Raw genomic sequence first — 18,241 nt, 5'->3', positions numbered from 1 at the left:
CTTACAATAAGTAAGGCTTTTTTCTTGAAAGTAAAATACTTTTAAATTTTAACAAACTTCACAACTGATGCTCCTGAAGCAGTTTTGACTTGAAGAATATAGTTTCCTGATTGAAATTTTGAAACATCAATTTTAGTAATATTCTTAGCATTTGGAATCACTTGAATCAATTGTCCCAAAACATCATAAAGATATATTGATTCTATTTCCACTAGATCTTTAGATTCTATTTGTAAATAATTTCGAACTGGATTTGGGTAAATATTAAAATGGGATAAAAGTCCGAAATCTGGTCTTCCTAAAGTTTTAAAAGTAGATGTTTCTTTATTTGTCAAAATAGGAAAATTATAATCAAAATAGATATTAGCTTCATTTTCAAAAGAATCACCGACATTTAATGTTGGTAAAGTTTTAATTTTAAAGACAATATAACCATCATTATTAGCATCATCAAAAGGAAGATTTATTTTTTCGAAAATAAATTCAACCTTGTTTCTATCAGAAATTTTCATTTTATATGAATGGCTTGCACTAGTAGGAACTAATGTAGAAATATCAAACTTTGATTCATTAATTATATCTTTAATTACTACATTTTCAGCTTTATAAGTTCCAGTATTTTCAAAACGAATTAGATAATGAACATATTTACCTATGAGCTCTGGTTTTATAACATTCCCTTCTAAACATGTTTTGTCATTAGGATCATAAGATCCTACAACAGTTTGATTCAATTCAAAAAGATTATCGTCTGGTGTTTCATCTGATACTAACGAACTAATCGCAACAGTGTATTTCAATGCGTCTCCGTTATTTACTGCTGGAGTTTCAATCGGAGAATTAACATTTAAAACCAATTCAATTTCTCTGTTTTCAAAAGGTTTTAGATTTAAAAAATTCCAAACTATTTTGTTAGAAGCTTGATTCGAAATTCCAAAATTTGAAGAAACAAAATCTAAAGTTGAATCATTAAAATTAAAAGTTATAGTTCCTGATTGAACAGCAGTTCCTTTGTTTTTATAAACCAATTTATACTTTGCATCAAAACCAGGTCTTGCAGCATCGATTGGTAGTATTGTAATTTCTAAATCGTTATAAGATCCGTTTGGGACAATACAAAAATTTTGATTAAAAGGACTTGTCTGTGCCGGAAAAACAACATCTACAGAAGACGGTGAAACCGCATAATAGTTTGCATTTTCAATAATAGGAGTTATTTTATATGAACCAGCAGGAACTTTTAAAGAATAATCGCCATTTGAATCTGCGGTAAAATTCTGCAAATTTGTTCCGTCAAAAATTGAAAACTTTAAGTGTGAAGCTCCTACATCACCAGTATCACAGCCGTTGCTATCAGCATCAATCTGACTTTTGCCTATTATGGTGTAGTTTGTTCCGCCTGGTTCAAATGAACAATAATTTCCAACTAAGCAATTTTCATACTTATATGGCACTATCTTGTTTGTAATAGTCTCCAAGTTAGAATCATCATCGCAGATGTATTGCAGATTAGGACAATTTGAAAAATTTAGACCATTGTAGCCTAACGAACTCAAAGGCGTTTCTAAAAAACTTAAATTTTTAATTGCTCCGTTTTTAATATTAAGAAATTCTAAGTTTGGACAATCTGATATATTTAACTCTTTTAACTTTTTCGAATTACTAATATCTAAAGACTTAATTAGTGTATGTCCAATCCATAAAGTTTCTAAAAGTTCTTGATTTGATAAATCAATAGATTCAATTGGATTTGCTCCACCATAACAATCTGTTATTTTTTTAGAATTTGAAAAATTAAGAGATGTTATTTTATTATCCCAAAAATCAAAATATTCAAGACCAGTTAGTTTTGCAATATCTAAGCTTGGCAATAAATTTTGAGCACACTTAAAGAACCACAGTCGTGGTGAATTAGGTAGTTTTAATTCAGTAAGCTTATTTTTATAACAAACGAGCTCTGATAGATTAGAACTATTTGAAACATCTAAAGATTGTATACTATTATTATTACACTCAAATATACTTAACTCTATTAAATTGCTGACATCCAAAGAAGTTAACTTGTTTTGAGCGCAAATAAGATTTCGTATTTTATTTAAACCAGAAAGATTTAAATCAGTAATTAAATTTGAAGAGCATACTAGTCTCGTAAGCTTTTTTAAATTACCAACATCCAACACTTCTAAATTATTATTAGAGCAGTTAAAATCAGTAAGATTAGAAAAGTTTGACAATTGATCCACCGATGAAATACTAGAATCGCTTAGATCTAAATAACTCACATTTAGTGCTTCAGATATTTCAATTTCACCATTACTGTTAGAATCAATTTTAAAATAATTTGAATTTAAATCTTTTGCGATCGTATTAGTTCCATTCGCTTGAAGCAATTTTGTCTTGAAATTAGCATCTGGAATATTAATTATTTGTGCATTTAAAAAAGAAAAAAAGCACAAAGCCAGTAATAACAGGTAGTTTTTTATCATAGGTTTTGTTTGTTTTTGGTATTTAAATATATAAAACCGAAAACTAAAAACCTATAACTTCATAAAAAAAACCTTACTAATTAATCAGTAAGGTTTTTTGATAATATTCAGATTGAAAGGAACTTAAAAAGCCACATTCCATTTTGGAAGTTTACCATTTTCATCTAAGAAGTTTTGCAAAACCTGTCCTTCAACAGCAGTTGGAATTGCTTTTACATCATCTCCAGCAAAAGTTTCATACCAAACTACTTCTAACGCTTCAATATTCTCTAACTTCATTTGAGCTGGCCAAGAATATTTTCTTCCTGTTTTAGCAAACTGATGTCCGTTTACGATTTTGTCATAAAGTCCACCATTTTTACTTTTTAAAGTTCCATCATTCTGCACAGTCCCTGTAGAACCAACCATAATTAATTCTTTTTCTCCGCCTTGAACAGCATATACAATAAAGATTCCAGCACTTCCTTCTGGAGCGTTGCAAGCCTCTTCTAAACTATCATTTACAGTAAAAGTAAAACTGTTTGTTGCTTTAAATTTTTCTAATTCTTTGTACATATTTCTTTTTTAAGCTTCTAAGATACTGAGGTTCTAAGATGCTAAGTTTTTTTTATTTACGCCTCAGCCTTTAAAATGTAAAAAAGTCTCAACAGAATATTGAGACTTTTTTTTGGAATTTGTTATTTTGAGACTTGAAGATTATCCAAGTACTTCTTTTACTTTTTTACCAATTTCAGCTGGTGAATCAACAACGTGAATTCCGTTGTCTCTCATGATTTGCTTTTTAGCTGCAGCTGTATCATCAGAACCACCAACAATAGCACCTGCGTGACCCATTGTTCTACCTGCAGGAGCAGTTTCTCCAGCGATAAATCCGATTACTGGTTTGCGGTTACCATCAGCTTTTACCCATCTTGCAGCATCTGCTTCAAGTTGACCACCGATTTCACCAATCATGATGATAGCTTCAGTTTCTGGATCGTTCATTAATAATTCAACAGCTTCTTTAGTTGTAGTTCCAATGATTGGATCTCCACCAATACCAATTGCAGTTGTGATACCTAAACCTTGTTTTACAACTTGGTCAGCAGCTTCATAAGTTAAAGTTCCAGATTTAGAAACGATACCAACTGTTCCTTTTTTGAAAACGAAACCTGGCATAATACCAACTTTAGCTTCACCTGGAGTAATTACACCTGGACAGTTTGGACCAATTAATCTTGAATTTCTTTCTTTAACATAATTATTTGCTTTAATCATATCTGCTACAGGAATTCCTTCTGTAATAGCAATAATTACTTTAATTCCAGCATCAGCAGCTTCCATAATTGCATCAGCAGCAAAAGCTGGCGGAACAAAAATGATAGAAGTATCAGCACCAGCTTGATCAACAGCATCTTTTACTGTATTAAAAACTGGACGATCTAAATGGCTTGTACCACCTTTTCCTGGAGTTACACCTCCAACAACATTAGTACCGTACTCAATCATTTGAGAAGCGTGGAAAGTACCTTCGCTTCCTGTAAATCCCTGAACAATTATTTTGGAATCTTTATTAACTAAAACGCTCATGATATATATTTTATGTAGTTTTTAAATTTGTGTTGCAAAAATAAGGTTTTGTAATGTATTTTGACTCTTTTATTGTCAAAAAAATATTAAGAAAATTGACTCATTTGATAACCTCTATAAAGTTTATCATCTTTTATTTGCCAAATGGTTGCAAAATGTGCTAAAAGCATCTCTTCTCTCGGATTCTCGATCGTTTTTACAAAATGAGAGTAACGCACTGATACTAAATCATCTTCGCTAATAATATGGCTAATTCTAACCTTAGAACGCACATAGGCACGACTAAGCTCATTAGCCATTTCAATTATCGAATCATAATCCATCTGAATAAAACCTTTACTGCTGTTCCATTCAAGCGTAACGTCAGGATGCAGATATGTTTTTAAAATTTCGCTATCAATTAAGGCATCTGACTTATAAAATTTCTGAACAAATTCTTTAATAGACATATTACTTCAATTTACTTAAAATTTCAGGAATCTTTTTGATATTGGCTAATTGTTTCAATTTTTCTCTCGATTCTTCAATTGGAGTACCAAAATACGATTTTCCACCTTCAACCGATTTAGTTACACCAGTTTGTCCCATCACAACTGCTTTTGCCCCAATTGTAATGCCACTTGTTGTTCCTACTTGTCCCCACAGCGTTACTTCATCTTCAATAATCACACATCCAGCAATCCCTGTTTGAGAAGCAATTAAACATTTTTTACCTATTACAGTATCATGCCCAACATGCACTTGATTATCTAGTTTTGATCCTGCGCCAATTGTCGTATCACCAGTAACACCTTTATCAATCGTACATAAAGCTCCAATACCAACATTATCTTCAATGACAACTCTTCCGCCAGAAACTAATTGATCGAAACCTTCTGGACGTTTTTTATAATAAAAAGCATCAGCCCCTAGAATAGTTCCAGCATGTATAATTACATTGTCTCCAATTACAGTATGATCGTAGATAGAAACATTAGAATGTATCAAGCAGTTCTTACCAATTTTAACATTATTACCAACAAAAGTATTTGGCTGAATTACAGTCCCCTCTCCTATTTCTGCAGATGGTGCAATAGCAACATTAGCAAACTGGAATGGTTTAAAATGTTTTGTAAGAATATTGAAATCTCTAAACGGGTCATCTGAGATTAAAAGCGCTTTACCTTCTGGGCATTCCACTTCTTTGTTTATCAAAACAATTGTCGCAGCCGATTGCAAAGCTTTGTCATAGTATTTGGGATGGTCAACAAAAACAATGTCTCCAGGCTCCACAACGTGTATCTCGTTCATGCCTAAAACTTGAAAGTCTTTGTCTCCGATAAATTTGCAATTAAGCAAACTAGCAATTTCTTGTAAAGAATGACTCTTTGGAAATTTCATATAGTATAATTAGAAAACTTGTAAATTAGAAAATGAGTCAATTAGAATGTGAATATACAAAATTATGTCGATTCACTTATTATCTAATTGACTCATTGTCAAATTATCTTAATTAAAATAACTATTCTTTAACACGCTCCATGTATGAACCTGAAGCTGTATCAATTTTAATTTTATCTCCTTCATTGATAAACAAAGGAACGTTGATGTTTGCTCCAGTTTCTACTGTAGCATTTTTTGTTGCGTTTGTAGCTGTATTTCCTTTTACGCCTGGCTCAGCGTAAGTAACTTCTAGAATAACAGATGCTGGCATATCTACAGATAATGGCAAATCTGTTTCTGTATTAATTTGAACCATTACATTTGTACCTTCTTTTAACAAATCTGGAGCATCCAAAATGTTTTTATTTAAAGAAATTTGCTCAAACGTTTCAGCATTCATGAAGTGAAACTCGTCACCTTCTGGATATAAATATTGAAATGTATGTGTTTCAACACGAATAACGTCAATTTTATGACCTGCTGAGAAAGTATTATCTAATACTTTACCAGAAGTTAAACTTTTCAATTTTGTTCTTACGAAAGCTGGACCTTTTCCAGGTTTTACGTGAAGAAATTCAATAATTTTATAGATATCGTGATTAAATTTAATGCACAATCCGTTTCTAATATCTGATGTAGATGCCATTTGTATTTGTTTTATTTTTTTGTTTAATCGTTTAACCGTCTAACTGTTTTTTCGATTAAACGATTAAACAAATAAACAATTAAACTCAATTTTTAATAATTTCCTGAGTAACCCTTCATAATTCCTCGAGAAGAATTTCTAATAAAATCTAGAATTTCATCTCTTTCTGGAGTCGCTTCCATTTCCGCTTCAATAATACTCAAAGCTTGAGTTGTATTATAATTCTTTTGGTATAAAATTCTATAGATTTCCTGAATCTCTCTAATTTTTTCAGTTGTAAACCCTCTTCTTCTTAAACCAACAGAATTAATTCCAACATAAGATAATGGCTCTTTTGCTGCTTTTGTAAATGGAGGAACATCTTTTCTAACCAAAGATCCTCCAGAAATCATAGCATGATCTCCAATATGAATAAACTGATGAATCGCTGCTAAACCTCCAATAACTGCATGATTTCCAACAACTACGTGCCCAGCTAATGCAACACCATTTACAATAATTGCATTGTTTCCGATCTCACAATCGTGTGCAATGTGCGCATAAGCCATTACTAAACAATTGTTCCCAATTACAGTCTGACCCGATGCTATTGTTCCTCTATTTATAGTTACACATTCTCTAATTGTACAATTATCACCGATAATCGCTAGAGAATCCTCACCTCCGAATTTTAAATCTTGTGGCACCGCAGAAATTACAGCTCCAGGAAAAATGTTACAATTTTTTCCAATTCGAGCACCTTCCATAATGGTCACGTTTGAACCAATCCAAGTACCATCACCAATAACAACATTATTGTGAATTGTTGTAAATGGCTCTATTACAACGTTTTTAGCGATTTTCGCGCCTGGATGAACATATGCTAATGGTTGATTCATCTGTATGTTTTATATTTTTAATTAAAATATTCTAATTTGAAGCAACAAACCTAAACAATAAATTTGATAATTTATTATTGTTTTCTTGCTATTTGTGCCATTAATTCTGCTTCAGTAACTAATTTGCCATTTGCATAAGCGTTTGCCTGCATATGACAAATTCCTCTTCTGATAGGAGATATTAACTCACATTTAAAGATTAAAGTATCACCTGGCAATACTTTGTGTTTAAATTTAACATTATCAATTTTCATGAAATATGTCAAATAATTTTCAGGATCTGGAACCGTACTTAATACTAAAATTCCTCCTGTTTGTGCCATTGCTTCTACAATTAATACACCTGGCATAACTGGAGCTTCTGGGAAGTGACCTACAAAGAAATTCTCATTCATAGTAACATTTTTCAATCCTACTACGTGGCGATCAGACATTTCAATAATTCTGTCAATCAACAAGAATGGAGGTCTGTGAGGCAGCATAGACATGATTTTATGAATATCCATCAATGGTTCTTGATGTAAATCATAAGTAGGAACATGATTTCTCTGCTCTATTTTAATAATCTTAGCTAGTTTTTTAGCAAATTGAGTATTTACAAAGTGTCCTGGTTTGTTAGCAATAATTTTTCCTTGAATACGAACTCCAATAAGAGATAAATCTCCAATAACGTCAAGTAGTTTGTGTCTTGCTGCTTCGTTTGGATAATGTAAAGTTAAGTTATCTAAAACACCGTTTGGCTTAACAGATATTTCTTCTTTACCAAATGCTTTCTTCAAGTTTGCCATTGTAGACTCAGAGATTTCTTTATCCACATATACAATTGCATTATTTAAATCTCCACCTTTAATAAGTCCGTGCTCCAATAATGATTCTAACTCATGAAGGAAGCTGAAAGTTCTAGAACTTGCAATTTCAGATTTAAAATCAGCTAAGCTTTTAAGAGTAGCATTTTGAGTACCTAAAACTTTTGTACCAAAATCTACCATTGTTGTAACTTGATATTCGTCGCTTGGCATTACAAGAATTTCACTTCCAGTTGCTTCGTCTGTAAAAGAAATTACTTCTTTTACTACATAAACATTACGTTGCGCGTCTTGCTCTTCGATACCAGCTTTTTCAATAGCTTCAACAAAATATTTTGATGAACCATCCATAATTGGAAGTTCAGAGGCATTCAATTCAATAATAATATTATCCAAATCGCAGCCAACTACTGCAGCCAAAACGTGTTCTGGTGTTTGAATTTTCACACCAAGTTTCTCAAGATTTGTACCTCTTTGAGTATTAACAACATAATTAGCATCAGCCTCAATGACTGGTTGACCTTGCAAATCTACTCTTACAAAAGTGAAACCATTATTAACGGGTGCAGGTTTAAAAGTCATTGTAACTTCTTTTCCAGTGTGTAAACCAACTCCTGTTAGTGAAATTTCATTTTTGATGGTCTTCTGTTTAACCATTATTTCCATTTTTTGGGTTTATTATTTGTTTCTTTAATTCTTCAACTTCGGCCACAATTTTAGGCAGATTCTTAAAATGAACGTACGATTTATTAAAATCTGTATATCCAAGAGATGGAGTTCCTTGTAAAACTTCATCATCTTTAATGTTTCTGGCTACACCTGATTGGGCTTGAAGCCTAACATTATTTCCTATTGTTAAGTGACCTGCAATACCAACCTGTCCACCAATCATACAGTTTTCGCCGATCTTTGTAGAACCTGCAACACCGCTTTGAGCCGCTATTACAGTATTTTTTCCTATTTCTACATTATGGGCAATCTGAATCTGATTGTCTAACTTAACTCCTTTTCTAATTATTGTAGAACCAAGAGTTGCTCTGTCAATTGTAGTATTAGCACCAATATCTACATTATCTTCAATAATCACATTTCCAATCTGAGGCACTTTACTATATTCTCCGTTTTCGTTTGGAGCAAATCCAAAACCATCTGCACCTATAATAACCCCAGAATGAACCGTACAATTATTACCAATTACAGTTTCAGAATAAATTTTAGCACCAGCAAAAATGAACACATTATCACCGACAACAACATTATCGCCAATAAAACTATTCGGATAAATTTTCACATTATTGCCTAAAACTACATTTTGTCCGATATAACTAAAACTGCCTAAATATAGATTCTCACCATATTTCGTTCCTTCAGACATAAACGACTGAGGCTCGATACCGTTTTTGTTTAATTTTACCTGATTATAAAAATGCAAAAGTTTAGAAAACGCCGCATAAGCATCTTCTACCTTTATAAGTGTAGTATTAATTTCCTGTTCCGGAATAAAGCTATCATTAACAATTGTTACTGTCGCTTTTGTAGTATATATATAATTGATATACTTTGGGTTAGCCAAAAAAGTAAGAGAACCTTCCTCTCCTTCTTCGATTTTAGAAAGCTTAGAAACTTCCGCATTGGGATTCCCAACAACTTCTCCTTCTAAAATTCCTGCTATTTGTTCTGCTGTAAATTTCATCGCGACAAAAATATAAAAAATAGGTTTTAAATGTTAATTTTATATAAGTTGTTTTGGAAAACAGATATAATATTTTGTTACCAATTTAGATAACGATTTCAAATTCAGCTGGTCAGAAGCTTCAACAACATCTTCAATTGTTTTATCTTTTTTCAAAATACGAATTGGTTCTGCTTCCTTACTATACGCCTGATTTTTTATTTTACCTCTAAAAATAAAATAACCTGCATCTACAGCCGAAATTTGATGTGCTTCCGCAAACTCTTCTTTTAAAGATTGCGATTCTTCCATCGGAATTTTTTCCGCACTAAGCTTAATTTTCAATAAATCTCTATTGATAATCATTTTACTTAATGTAGAAAGTATAAAATCACTATGCTTCTGCCAAGCTTTTAATGCGCTTATAATATCAAAATCGTCTAATTGTGAAAACAAATCCAATTTTTCAGCATCAAAATCTTCGAGTGTAATTTTATTCTGCATGAAATACATTAGAGGTTCACTACAAGGCAGTTTAACACCTTTTAAAGTCAGCTCTTTTGCTCTTTTCAGCACCTTCATTAAAATTAATTCAGCTACTAAACTTGTTTTATGCAAATAAGCTTGCCAATACATCAACCTTCTAGAAAGCAAAAATTTCTCAACAGAATAAATTCCTTTTTCTTCAATTACCAATACATCGTTTTCTACATTCATCATCTGAATCAATCGCTCAGAATTTACATTTCCTTCTGCAACACCTGTATAAAAACTATCACGTTTTAAATAATCCATTCGATCCATATCCAACTGACTAGAAATCAATTGCAACATAAATTTTCTGTGATACTCTCCTCTAAAAACCTGAATTGCCAAACTTAATCTCCCATCAAATTCTTCATTCAGCTGATTCATAAACAATAGCGAAATAGCTTCATGATGCACATCTTCTACAATACTTTTTTCCATGGCATGCGAAAATGGTCCGTGACCTATATCATGAAGTAAAATTGCTATCAAAAGTGCATTTTCTTCTTCTTCAGAAATAACAACATCTTTAAAGCGAAGCGTATCAATTGCTTTCTTCATCAAATGCATACATCCTAAAGCATGATGAAAACGAGTATGATTAGCTCCTGGATATACTAAATACGACAATCCCATTTGAGAAATTCTACGAAGACGCTGAAAATACGGATGCTGAATTAAATCGTAAACCAACGCATTCGGAATCGTTATAAAACCATATATAGGATCGTTGAATATTTTAAGTTTGTTGATCTGAGTCACTATTGAGTTATTTTTTAGGTCAACAAATATAAGTAAATAACTATAAAGAGATTGGTGTTTTTTATTTAAAAATCACAATCTAAATTGCAATGATTATCAATAAAATACATCTAAAAATGTTAAAATTCAAATTAAAATCGTGTCTAATCTTTGGTAATTTTATACTATTTTTAATACTTTTTAAGTTCTATAACTTTAAATTGCAGTAAAATTAAATTGATTTATGGATAAGATAAAAATACTTTGGGTCGACGATGAAATCGATCTTCTAAAGCCTCACATATTATTTCTAGAAAAAAAGAATTACGAAGTTACGACTTGCAATAATGGACTCGATGCGATTGCCTTATTTGAAGAAGATAATTTTGATATTGTTTTTCTAGATGAAAACATGCCCGGAATGAGCGGATTGGAAACACTTTCTGAAATGAAAGAGAAAAAATCAGCTATTCCGATGATTATGATTACCAAGAGCGAGGAAGAATATATTATGGAAGAAGCCATTGGTTCTAAAATCGCTGATTACTTAATCAAACCGGTAAATCCGAATCAGATTCTATTGAGTTTGAAGAAAAATCTAGATGATTCAAGATTAATTACAGAAAAAACAACTTTAGATTATCAGAAAGAATTCAGAAAAATTTCTATGGAATTAGCAATGGTTAATTCTTATGAAGACTGGATCGAATTGTATAAAAAATTGCTTTTTTGGGAATTAAAACTAGAAGACATCAATGATACAGCAATGATCGAAATTCTTGAATCTCAAAAAGTTGAAGCCAATTCGCAATTCGGAAAATATATCGAAAGAAATTATGAAGATTGGTTTGCTCCAAAAGCAGATAAACCTATCCAATCAAATACTTTATTTAAAGAATTAGTAGTTCCAGAAATTAAAAAGAAAGACAAACCAATTCTTTTTGTAGTTATTGATAACCTGCGCTACGACCAATGGAAAGCTTTTGAAGGTGTAATTTCAAATTACTATAAACTAGAAAAAGAAGTTCCGTACTACTCTATTCTTCCAACTGCCACACAATATGCAAGAAATGCGATTTTTTCTGGTTTAATGCCTTTAGAAATGGAAAAACAGTTTCCTGAATATTGGAAAAATGATGTTGAAGACGGCGGAAAAAACCTTTATGAAGCAGAATTTTTATCAGCTCAATTGAAACGTTTAGGTTTAAATATTAAAGAAGACTATTTTAAAATCACCAATTATGCTGGCGGAAAAAAACTAGCTGAAAACTTTAAAGCTTTAAAAGGAAACGACTTAGTAACCGTTGTTTACAACTTTGTTGATATGCTTTCGCATGCTAAAACCGAAATGGAAGTAGTTAAAGAATTAGCTTCTGATGATAAAGCTTACCGTTCTCTAACATTAAGCTGGTTTAAAAATTCACCTTTATTAGAAATTATTCAGCAGGCACAGCTTTTAGGTTTCAAATTGATCTTAACAACAGATCACGGAACTATTAATGTAAAAAATCCGTCGAAAGTTGTGGGAGATAAAAATACAAGTCTGAATTTGCGTTACAAAACCGGACGCAGTTTAACGTATGAACAAAAAGATGTTTATGTAGTTAAGGAACCAAAAACAATTGGTTTACCGGCAATTAACATGAGTAGTTCGTTTATTTTTGCTAAAAATGATTTTTTCTTGGCTTATGTAAACAACTATAACCATTATGTGAGCTATTACAAAAACACATATCAGCATGGCGGAATTTCATTAGAAGAAATGATTATCCCGTTCTTGGTATTTAACCCGAAATAAAAGTTTACAGTTTCAGTTTTCAGTTTCGAGCAGTGAATACAATTAAATAAAATATTTTTTGCCACAGATTTCACAGATTATCACTGATTAAAAAATCCTTTTTAATCTTTTAATCTGTGGCATTAAAAATAATTCGCGAAAATTTGCGAAATTCGTGGCAAAAATAAACACAGCAATGAACATCGTTTTTTCATTAGATCAAATTCAAGAAGTTGCCGAGCAGATTATAGCTTCAAATCCTAATAAAATTATCCTTTTTAATGGAGAAATGGGAGTTGGAAAAACCACTTTAATCAAGCAGCTATGTAAAAGCCTTGGAATCACTGACGCAACTAGCAGCCCAACTTTTTCTTTAGTAAACGAATATCAAATTCCAAGCGGAAAAAAAGTCTATCATTTTGACTTTTACAGAATAAAACAAGAAACCGAAGCACTAGATATGGGAGTTGATGATTATCTGTATTCTGGAAATTGGTGTTTTATTGAATGGTCTGAAAAAATTGCAAGTTTGATTCCAGAAGAACATTCTACTATAAATATCGAATTACTTTCTGACGGAAAAAGAAAACTAGAATTAGTCTAGAATATTTTCAAAAAGAGAAATCTGACCTTTATTGATAGTTATTAGAGTTTCTTAACTTTTGACCTTCAGTATTAGCAGAATTTTTACACTAATTTTAAAACTTTTTACGTAATTTGTACTCTTAATTTTTTGCACTATCCATGTCAATCACGTTAACTCCATTTACAAAACAACAATTAATACCGCAGGAAGAAAAACTTGAGGTTGGTCGTTTTAAAAGAGAACTTTTTATAGGAATCCCTAAAGAAACAAGTTATCAAGAACGTCGTATCTGTCTTACGCCCGATGCAGTCGCTTCCTTAACTTATGAAGGGCATCGCGTTATGATAGAATCTGGCGCTGGAGAAAGTTCGAGTTATAGTGATAAGGAATATGCTGATGCCGGTGCAGAAATCACAAAAGATGCCAAAAGAGTTTTTGGATGTCCGTTTCTATTAAAAGTAGAACCTCCAACTTTGGCTGAAATTGAGATGATTAATCCAGAAACGGTTATCATTTCTGCTATTCAGCTTAAAACCAAGAAGAAAGAATACTTTGAGGCTTTGGCAAAAAAGAAAATCACTGCCTTAGCTTTTGAATATATAAAAGATGAAGACGGTTCTTATCCAGCAGTAAAATCTTTAAGCGAGATTGCTGGAACTGCTTCTATTTTAATAGCCGCCGAATTAATGATTACAAATGAATTCGGAAAAGGACTTTTATTTGGAAACATTACAGGCGTTCCTCCTACTGAGGTTGTAATTATTGGCGCTGGAACTGTTGGCGAATTTGCCGCTAAAACCGCAATTGGATTAGGAGCAAACGTAAAAGTTTTTGATAATTCGATTACAAAATTGCGTCGTTTACAAAACAATTTAAATCAAAGAATTTTCACTTCAACTATACAGCAAAAAGGCTTGCTAAAAGCTTTAAGACGTTGCGATGTCGCGATTGGAGCCATGCGCGGAAAAGAACGCTGTCCGATTGTAGTTAATGAAACAATGGTTGAACACATGAAAAAAGGTGCTGTAATTGTTGATGTCAGCATTGATACAGGTGGCTGTTTTGAAACTTCAGAAGTTACCACTCATGAGAAGCCAACATTCATAAAAAACAATGTTCTGCATTATTGCGTACCTAATATACCTTCACGTTATTCCAAAACAGCCTCATTATCAATTAGTAACATCTTAACACCTTATCTGCATCAGATAGCCGAAGATGGTGGTATTGAAAGTGCCATTCGATGCAACAAAGGCCTTAAAAACGGAATTTATCTTTATCACGGAATCTTAACAAATAAAGCAATTGGCGACTGGTTCGATTTACCAGATAACGATATTAATTTACTTGTATTCTAAAGGAACTTTAATGTACCTTTGCAAAAATTTTATTTCATGAAGTTCGTACACCGTTTTGCATATTACCTGATTGGTCTCGTTATGGGATGTTTTATTGTATCAGGATTTTTTATCGGAAAAGACACCCGATGCAATTATTTTCCAAATGCCAGAGTTTTAAACAATCTTAGAACAAAACCTTTTCAATATTCTCCAAAAGCAGTTCAGACGCTTAACGAAAAATGGGTTGATACTGCAGATATCAAAAACACATTAACTTACGGAGATGTCGATTTTGATCAAAGCAACGTTCCATTCAAAAAAGGAAAACTTTATATCATTGAAGGAAAAACAGTAAAAAATCAAGAGATTATTCTAAAAGTGGTGAATTATGAAAACAAAGCCGTTTTAGAAGAAATTGTAAAAAAATAAAAAGAAACCCAATAACATTCAAACAGTTATTGGGTTTTCTTTTGTCAAAAATATTTATTCAAAAATCACAAAAACACAAAGTCTTTCCCTTTGTCACTTTGCAACTCTGAACCTTTGCAAATTAAAAAAAAATCACCATTCAATTTCTTTCAATCCTTTAGATTTTAAAAATTCATTAGTTTGGCTAAAATGTTTATTCCCAAACCATTTTCCTTGATTTGCACTCATTGGTGAAGGGTGGCCCGATTCTAAAACATTATGTTTTGACCTGTCAATTTTTGATCCTTTTTTCTGAGCAAAACCTCCCCACAAAAGAAAGACAACATTTTCTTTCTGATCAGAAATCGCTTTAATAACAGCATCGGTAAATAGATTCCATTTTAAATGTTTATGACTATTTGGACTATCTTTTCTGACTGTCAAAGATGCGTTTAAAAGCAAAACACCTTGCTGAGCCCAGTTTTCTAGATTGCCAGAAGTTGGCATAAAGATCGAATCAAAATCTGTATTTATTTCCTTGAATATATTTCGCAATGAAGGAGGTATCTTTACATTATCATTTACAGAAAAACTTAACCCATTGGCTTCTCCTTCTCCATGGTAAGGATCTTGACCAATAATAACAACCTTTACAGCATCAAAACTACAATTGTTAAAAGCTGAAAAAATTAACTCTGCAGGAGGAAAACAGGTATGCGCTTTATATTCAATATCAAGTGCCGCCATTAATTCCTGAAAATACAGTTTTTCTATTTCATCCTTTAAAACTCTCTGCCAGTCTTGAGCTAAATTAATTTTCATTTTATAAATTTTATTACAAATAAAGTAAAGTTTTATTCAAACTCCCAACTATTAGTGCTGTTTAGTTTTTAAAACTTTGTAACTTTGAAATCTTTACAACTTACGTTATATAATGGTATCTATTACAGAAAAAACATTACAAGATTTACAATTTCCAACGGTGCTCGAAACCATTTCTGATGGTTGCAATACCGATATTGGAAAAGAGAAGGCTTTACAAATAAAACCATTTAGAGATAAAGAAGAATTAATGCAAGCTTTGATGCAAACATCTGAGTACGTTTCTTCTTTCCAAAATAATAACGCCATTCCGAATCACGGATTTGACGCCATAACACATGAAATTAAATTTCTTGCCATCGAAGACAGTTTTCTTGAAGTAGGAAGTTTTAGAAAAATTGCCAACCTTTCTGCAACAACAAATGTCTTATTGAATTTTCTTAAAAAGTTCGACGATTATTATCCAAACTTAAATGCAAGAGCTTCAAGAGTAGAATTGACCAAAGACATCATAACTGCAATTGATGCCATTGTAGATAAATATGGAGAAATAAAAGACAATGCATCTCCTGCTCTAGCCGGAATTAGACAAAATATGAACCTAGTTCGCGGAAAAGTGAATCAAAGTTTTGGAGTAGCTTTAACTCAGTATAATGGTTTAGGTTATCTAGATGATATCAAAGAAAGTTTTGTACAAAACCGTAGAGTTTTGGCAGTTCTAGCAATGTATCGTCGCAAAGTAAAAGGTTCTATTTTAGGAAGTTCAAAAACTGGAAGCATTGCTTATATCGAACCTGAGGCCACTTTGAAATATTCGAGAGAATTAGCCAATTTGGAATATGAAGAGAAAGAAGAAATTACAAGAATTTTAAAAAATCTGTCGAATGTAATTCGCCCCTATCTTCCTTTATTAGTTGAATATCAAGACTTTTTAAGTGATATTGATGTTGTTGCGGGTAAAGCTAAATATGCAAATCGAATTAACGGAATTCTCCCAACAATTACAGAAGAAAGAAGATTATTCTTCAGAGAAGCATATCATCCTATTTTGTATTTGAACAACAAACAGAAAAAAGAAGTTACGCATCCGCAAACCATTGAGTTAAAACAAGAAAACAGAATTATTGTAATTTCTGGACCAAATGCTGGAGGAAAAACCATTTCCTTAAAAACGGTTGGATTATTACAATTAATGCTGCAATCGGGAATTTTGATTCCGGTTCACGAAAGAAGTGAAACTTTCTTGTTTGATAGAATCTTAACCGACATTGGAGACAATCAATCTATTGAAAATCACTTAAGTACATATAGTTATCGATTAAAAAACATGAATTACTTTTTAAAGAAATGTAATAGAAAAACCATGTTTTTAATTGACGAGTTTGGTACAGGTTCTGATCCTGAATTAGGAGGGGCTTTGGCTGAAATTTTCTTAGAAGAATTTTATCACCGTGAAGCATTCGGAATTATCACAACGCATTATTCTAATTTGAAAATTTTGGCAAACGAATTGCCTTATGCGACAAATGCGAATATGATGTTTGATGAAAAATCTCTTGAACCAATGTATAAATTAGCTTTGGGTCAAGCAGGAAGTTCGTTTACTTTTGAAGTCGCTCAAAAAAATGGAATCCCGTTTGGATTGATCAATCGTGCGAAAAAGAAAATTGAAGTCGGAAAAGTTCGTTTTGACAAAACTATCGCAACACTTCAGAAAGAGCGTTCGAAGTTGGAAAAAACTTCTTTGAATTTAAAGGAAGAAGAAACTCGTGCTCGTGAAGAAAGTAAAAAGATGGAAAACATCAATACTAGAATCCAACAGAAATTAGAAAGCTATCAGGAATTATATGACAGCAATCAGAAAATAATTTACATCGGACAAAAAATTGATGATATTGCCGAAAAGTATTTTAACAACAAAAACAAAAAAGAACTGATTGGTGAGTTTTTGAAAATTGTTGAAATTGAAAATTCAAAACGAAAAAAAGCAACTCCAAAAGAAGTCAAAGCAAAAGTTGAAAAACAAAAAGAAGTTTTGGCTGAAGTACAAGTGAAAGTTGAGGAAATTAGAAAAGAGAAAAAAGAGAAAAAACTAAAACCAGTTATTGAAAAACCAAAACCAATCTTAAAAGTTGGTGACCGAGTAAGAATGCTTGATGGAAGATCTGTTGGAAGTATCGATTCTATTGAAAAAAACAAAGCAACTGTAAATTATGGCATTTTTACTTCCAAAGTAAATCTCGATGAGTTGGAATTGGTGGAAGCTGTTAAAAAATGATTTTTCTGTGAAAACAACAGTTTTTGACTCTTAAAAAAGACTAAAAAACATCAAAACTAAAATAAGCCGATTTAAGCAACGATTTTTCTTTTTACACAAAAGAAGATTCCAAATTTTCAAAAACAGATTTAAACCTATTTATTGATGCTGTTTTTGATTCGTAAAACTTATTAAAAAGTAAAAATCAATAGATATTTATAATACAAGCAAAAACATATTAATTCCTGTTTTACTCGTTTCAATTTAAAACTCAAACGTAAAACTTGAAAAACAAATTAAAAA

16 protein-coding genes are annotated in these 18,241 nt (G+C 31.9%); 5 read left to right on the top strand and 11 right to left on the bottom strand.

All coding sequences use genetic code 11. From position 1 onward, the window contains the following. Positions 1-41: 41 nt before the first annotated feature. The 10 genes from DMA14_RS11880 to DMA14_RS11835 all read right to left on the bottom strand — a co-directional run bounded on the left by DMA14_RS11880 (position 42) and on the right by DMA14_RS11835 (position 10,769). A complete protein-coding gene (locus tag DMA14_RS11880) occupies positions 42-2,486 on the bottom strand; it encodes a DUF7619 domain-containing protein (protein ID WP_111424870.1) in 2,445 nt (814 codons plus the stop codon). 123 nt (positions 2,487-2,609) lie between these two features. Then, positions 2,610-3,041, bottom strand: a complete 432-nt coding sequence (locus DMA14_RS11875; RefSeq protein WP_111424869.1) for a hypothetical protein — start codon at positions 3,039-3,041, stop codon at positions 2,610-2,612. Positions 3,042-3,182: 141 nt separating this feature from the next. Further along, positions 3,183-4,055 carry a succinate--CoA ligase subunit alpha gene (gene sucD / locus DMA14_RS11870; protein ID WP_057118027.1) on the bottom strand — a complete coding sequence of 291 codons (873 nt, stop codon included), beginning with the start codon at positions 4,053-4,055 and terminating at the stop codon, positions 3,183-3,185. Between the two features lie 86 nt (positions 4,056-4,141). Next, positions 4,142-4,504, bottom strand: coding sequence for a nuclear transport factor 2 family protein (locus DMA14_RS11865; protein WP_008464044.1), 363 nt, complete (start codon positions 4,502-4,504; stop codon positions 4,142-4,144). A gap of 1 nt (position 4,505) precedes the next feature. Beyond that, positions 4,506-5,435: a UDP-3-O-(3-hydroxymyristoyl)glucosamine N-acyltransferase gene (locus tag DMA14_RS11860; RefSeq protein WP_111424868.1), complete on the bottom strand. Its 930-nt coding sequence runs from the start codon at positions 5,433-5,435 to the stop codon at positions 4,506-4,508. A 121-nt stretch (positions 5,436-5,556) separates the two neighbouring features. Beyond that, positions 5,557-6,123, bottom strand: a complete 567-nt coding sequence (gene efp, locus DMA14_RS11855; RefSeq protein ID WP_095929274.1) for an elongation factor P — start codon at positions 6,121-6,123, stop codon at positions 5,557-5,559. Between the two features lie 92 nt (positions 6,124-6,215). Further along, positions 6,216-7,001 carry an acyl-ACP--UDP-N-acetylglucosamine O-acyltransferase gene (lpxA, locus tag DMA14_RS11850; protein WP_091497682.1) on the bottom strand — a complete coding sequence of 262 codons (786 nt, stop codon included), beginning with the start codon at positions 6,999-7,001 and terminating at the stop codon, positions 6,216-6,218. A 74-nt stretch (positions 7,002-7,075) separates the two neighbouring features. Beyond that, entirely contained in the window at positions 7,076-8,464 is a 1,389-nt protein-coding gene (locus DMA14_RS11845) for a bifunctional UDP-3-O-[3-hydroxymyristoyl] N-acetylglucosamine deacetylase/3-hydroxyacyl-ACP dehydratase (protein ID WP_111425042.1), read from the bottom strand. Then, entirely contained in the window at positions 8,457-9,500 is a 1,044-nt protein-coding gene (lpxD, locus tag DMA14_RS11840) for a UDP-3-O-(3-hydroxymyristoyl)glucosamine N-acyltransferase (RefSeq protein ID WP_111424867.1), read from the bottom strand. The genes DMA14_RS11845 and lpxD overlap by 8 nt, the downstream gene beginning before the upstream one ends. Positions 9,501-9,539: 39 nt before the next feature. After that, the gene (locus DMA14_RS11835; protein ID WP_111424866.1) at positions 9,540-10,769 is read right to left on the bottom strand and encodes an HD domain-containing protein; all 1,230 of its coding nucleotides are present in this window, start codon (positions 10,767-10,769) and stop codon (positions 9,540-9,542) included. 223 nt (positions 10,770-10,992) lie between these two features. On the opposite strand from DMA14_RS11835, the gene porX reads away from it, so the two are divergent. The 4 genes from porX (at position 10,993) to DMA14_RS11815 (ending at position 14,880) form a co-directional block, all read left to right on the top strand. After that, positions 10,993-12,546 carry a T9SS response regulator signal transducer PorX gene (porX, locus tag DMA14_RS11830; RefSeq protein ID WP_008464034.1) on the top strand — a complete coding sequence of 518 codons (1,554 nt, stop codon included), beginning with the start codon at positions 10,993-10,995 and terminating at the stop codon, positions 12,544-12,546. A 175-nt stretch (positions 12,547-12,721) separates the two neighbouring features. Continuing rightward, positions 12,722-13,129 carry a tRNA (adenosine(37)-N6)-threonylcarbamoyltransferase complex ATPase subunit type 1 TsaE gene (gene tsaE, locus DMA14_RS11825; RefSeq protein ID WP_111424865.1) on the top strand — a complete coding sequence of 136 codons (408 nt, stop codon included), beginning with the start codon at positions 12,722-12,724 and terminating at the stop codon, positions 13,127-13,129. A 140-nt stretch (positions 13,130-13,269) separates the two neighbouring features. Further along, a complete protein-coding gene (locus tag DMA14_RS11820) occupies positions 13,270-14,469 on the top strand; it encodes an alanine dehydrogenase (protein ID WP_111424864.1) in 1,200 nt (399 codons plus the stop codon). 36 nt (positions 14,470-14,505) lie between these two features. Next, on the top strand, positions 14,506-14,880 hold the full coding sequence (locus tag DMA14_RS11815) for a DUF4258 domain-containing protein (protein ID WP_111424863.1): 375 nt from the start codon (positions 14,506-14,508) through the stop codon (positions 14,878-14,880). Between the two features lie 132 nt (positions 14,881-15,012). On the opposite strand, the gene DMA14_RS11810 is transcribed toward DMA14_RS11815, so the two are convergent. Then, complete coding sequence (locus DMA14_RS11810; protein ID WP_111424862.1) at positions 15,013-15,681, bottom strand: uracil-DNA glycosylase; 669 nt, start codon at positions 15,679-15,681, stop codon at positions 15,013-15,015. A gap of 112 nt (positions 15,682-15,793) precedes the next feature. Between DMA14_RS11810 and DMA14_RS11805 the strand changes: the two genes are divergently transcribed. Beyond that, positions 15,794-17,959 carry an endonuclease MutS2 gene (locus DMA14_RS11805; RefSeq protein ID WP_111424861.1) on the top strand — a complete coding sequence of 722 codons (2,166 nt, stop codon included), beginning with the start codon at positions 15,794-15,796 and terminating at the stop codon, positions 17,957-17,959. Positions 17,960-18,241 lie beyond the last annotated feature (282 nt).

The organism is Flavobacterium sharifuzzamanii (assembly GCF_003254585.1).
GTDB lineage: Bacteria > Bacteroidota > Bacteroidia > Flavobacteriales > Flavobacteriaceae > Flavobacterium > Flavobacterium sharifuzzamanii.
Note: the sequence above shows the minus strand (reverse complement) of the source record. Positions and strands in the feature narration are given on the sequence as shown.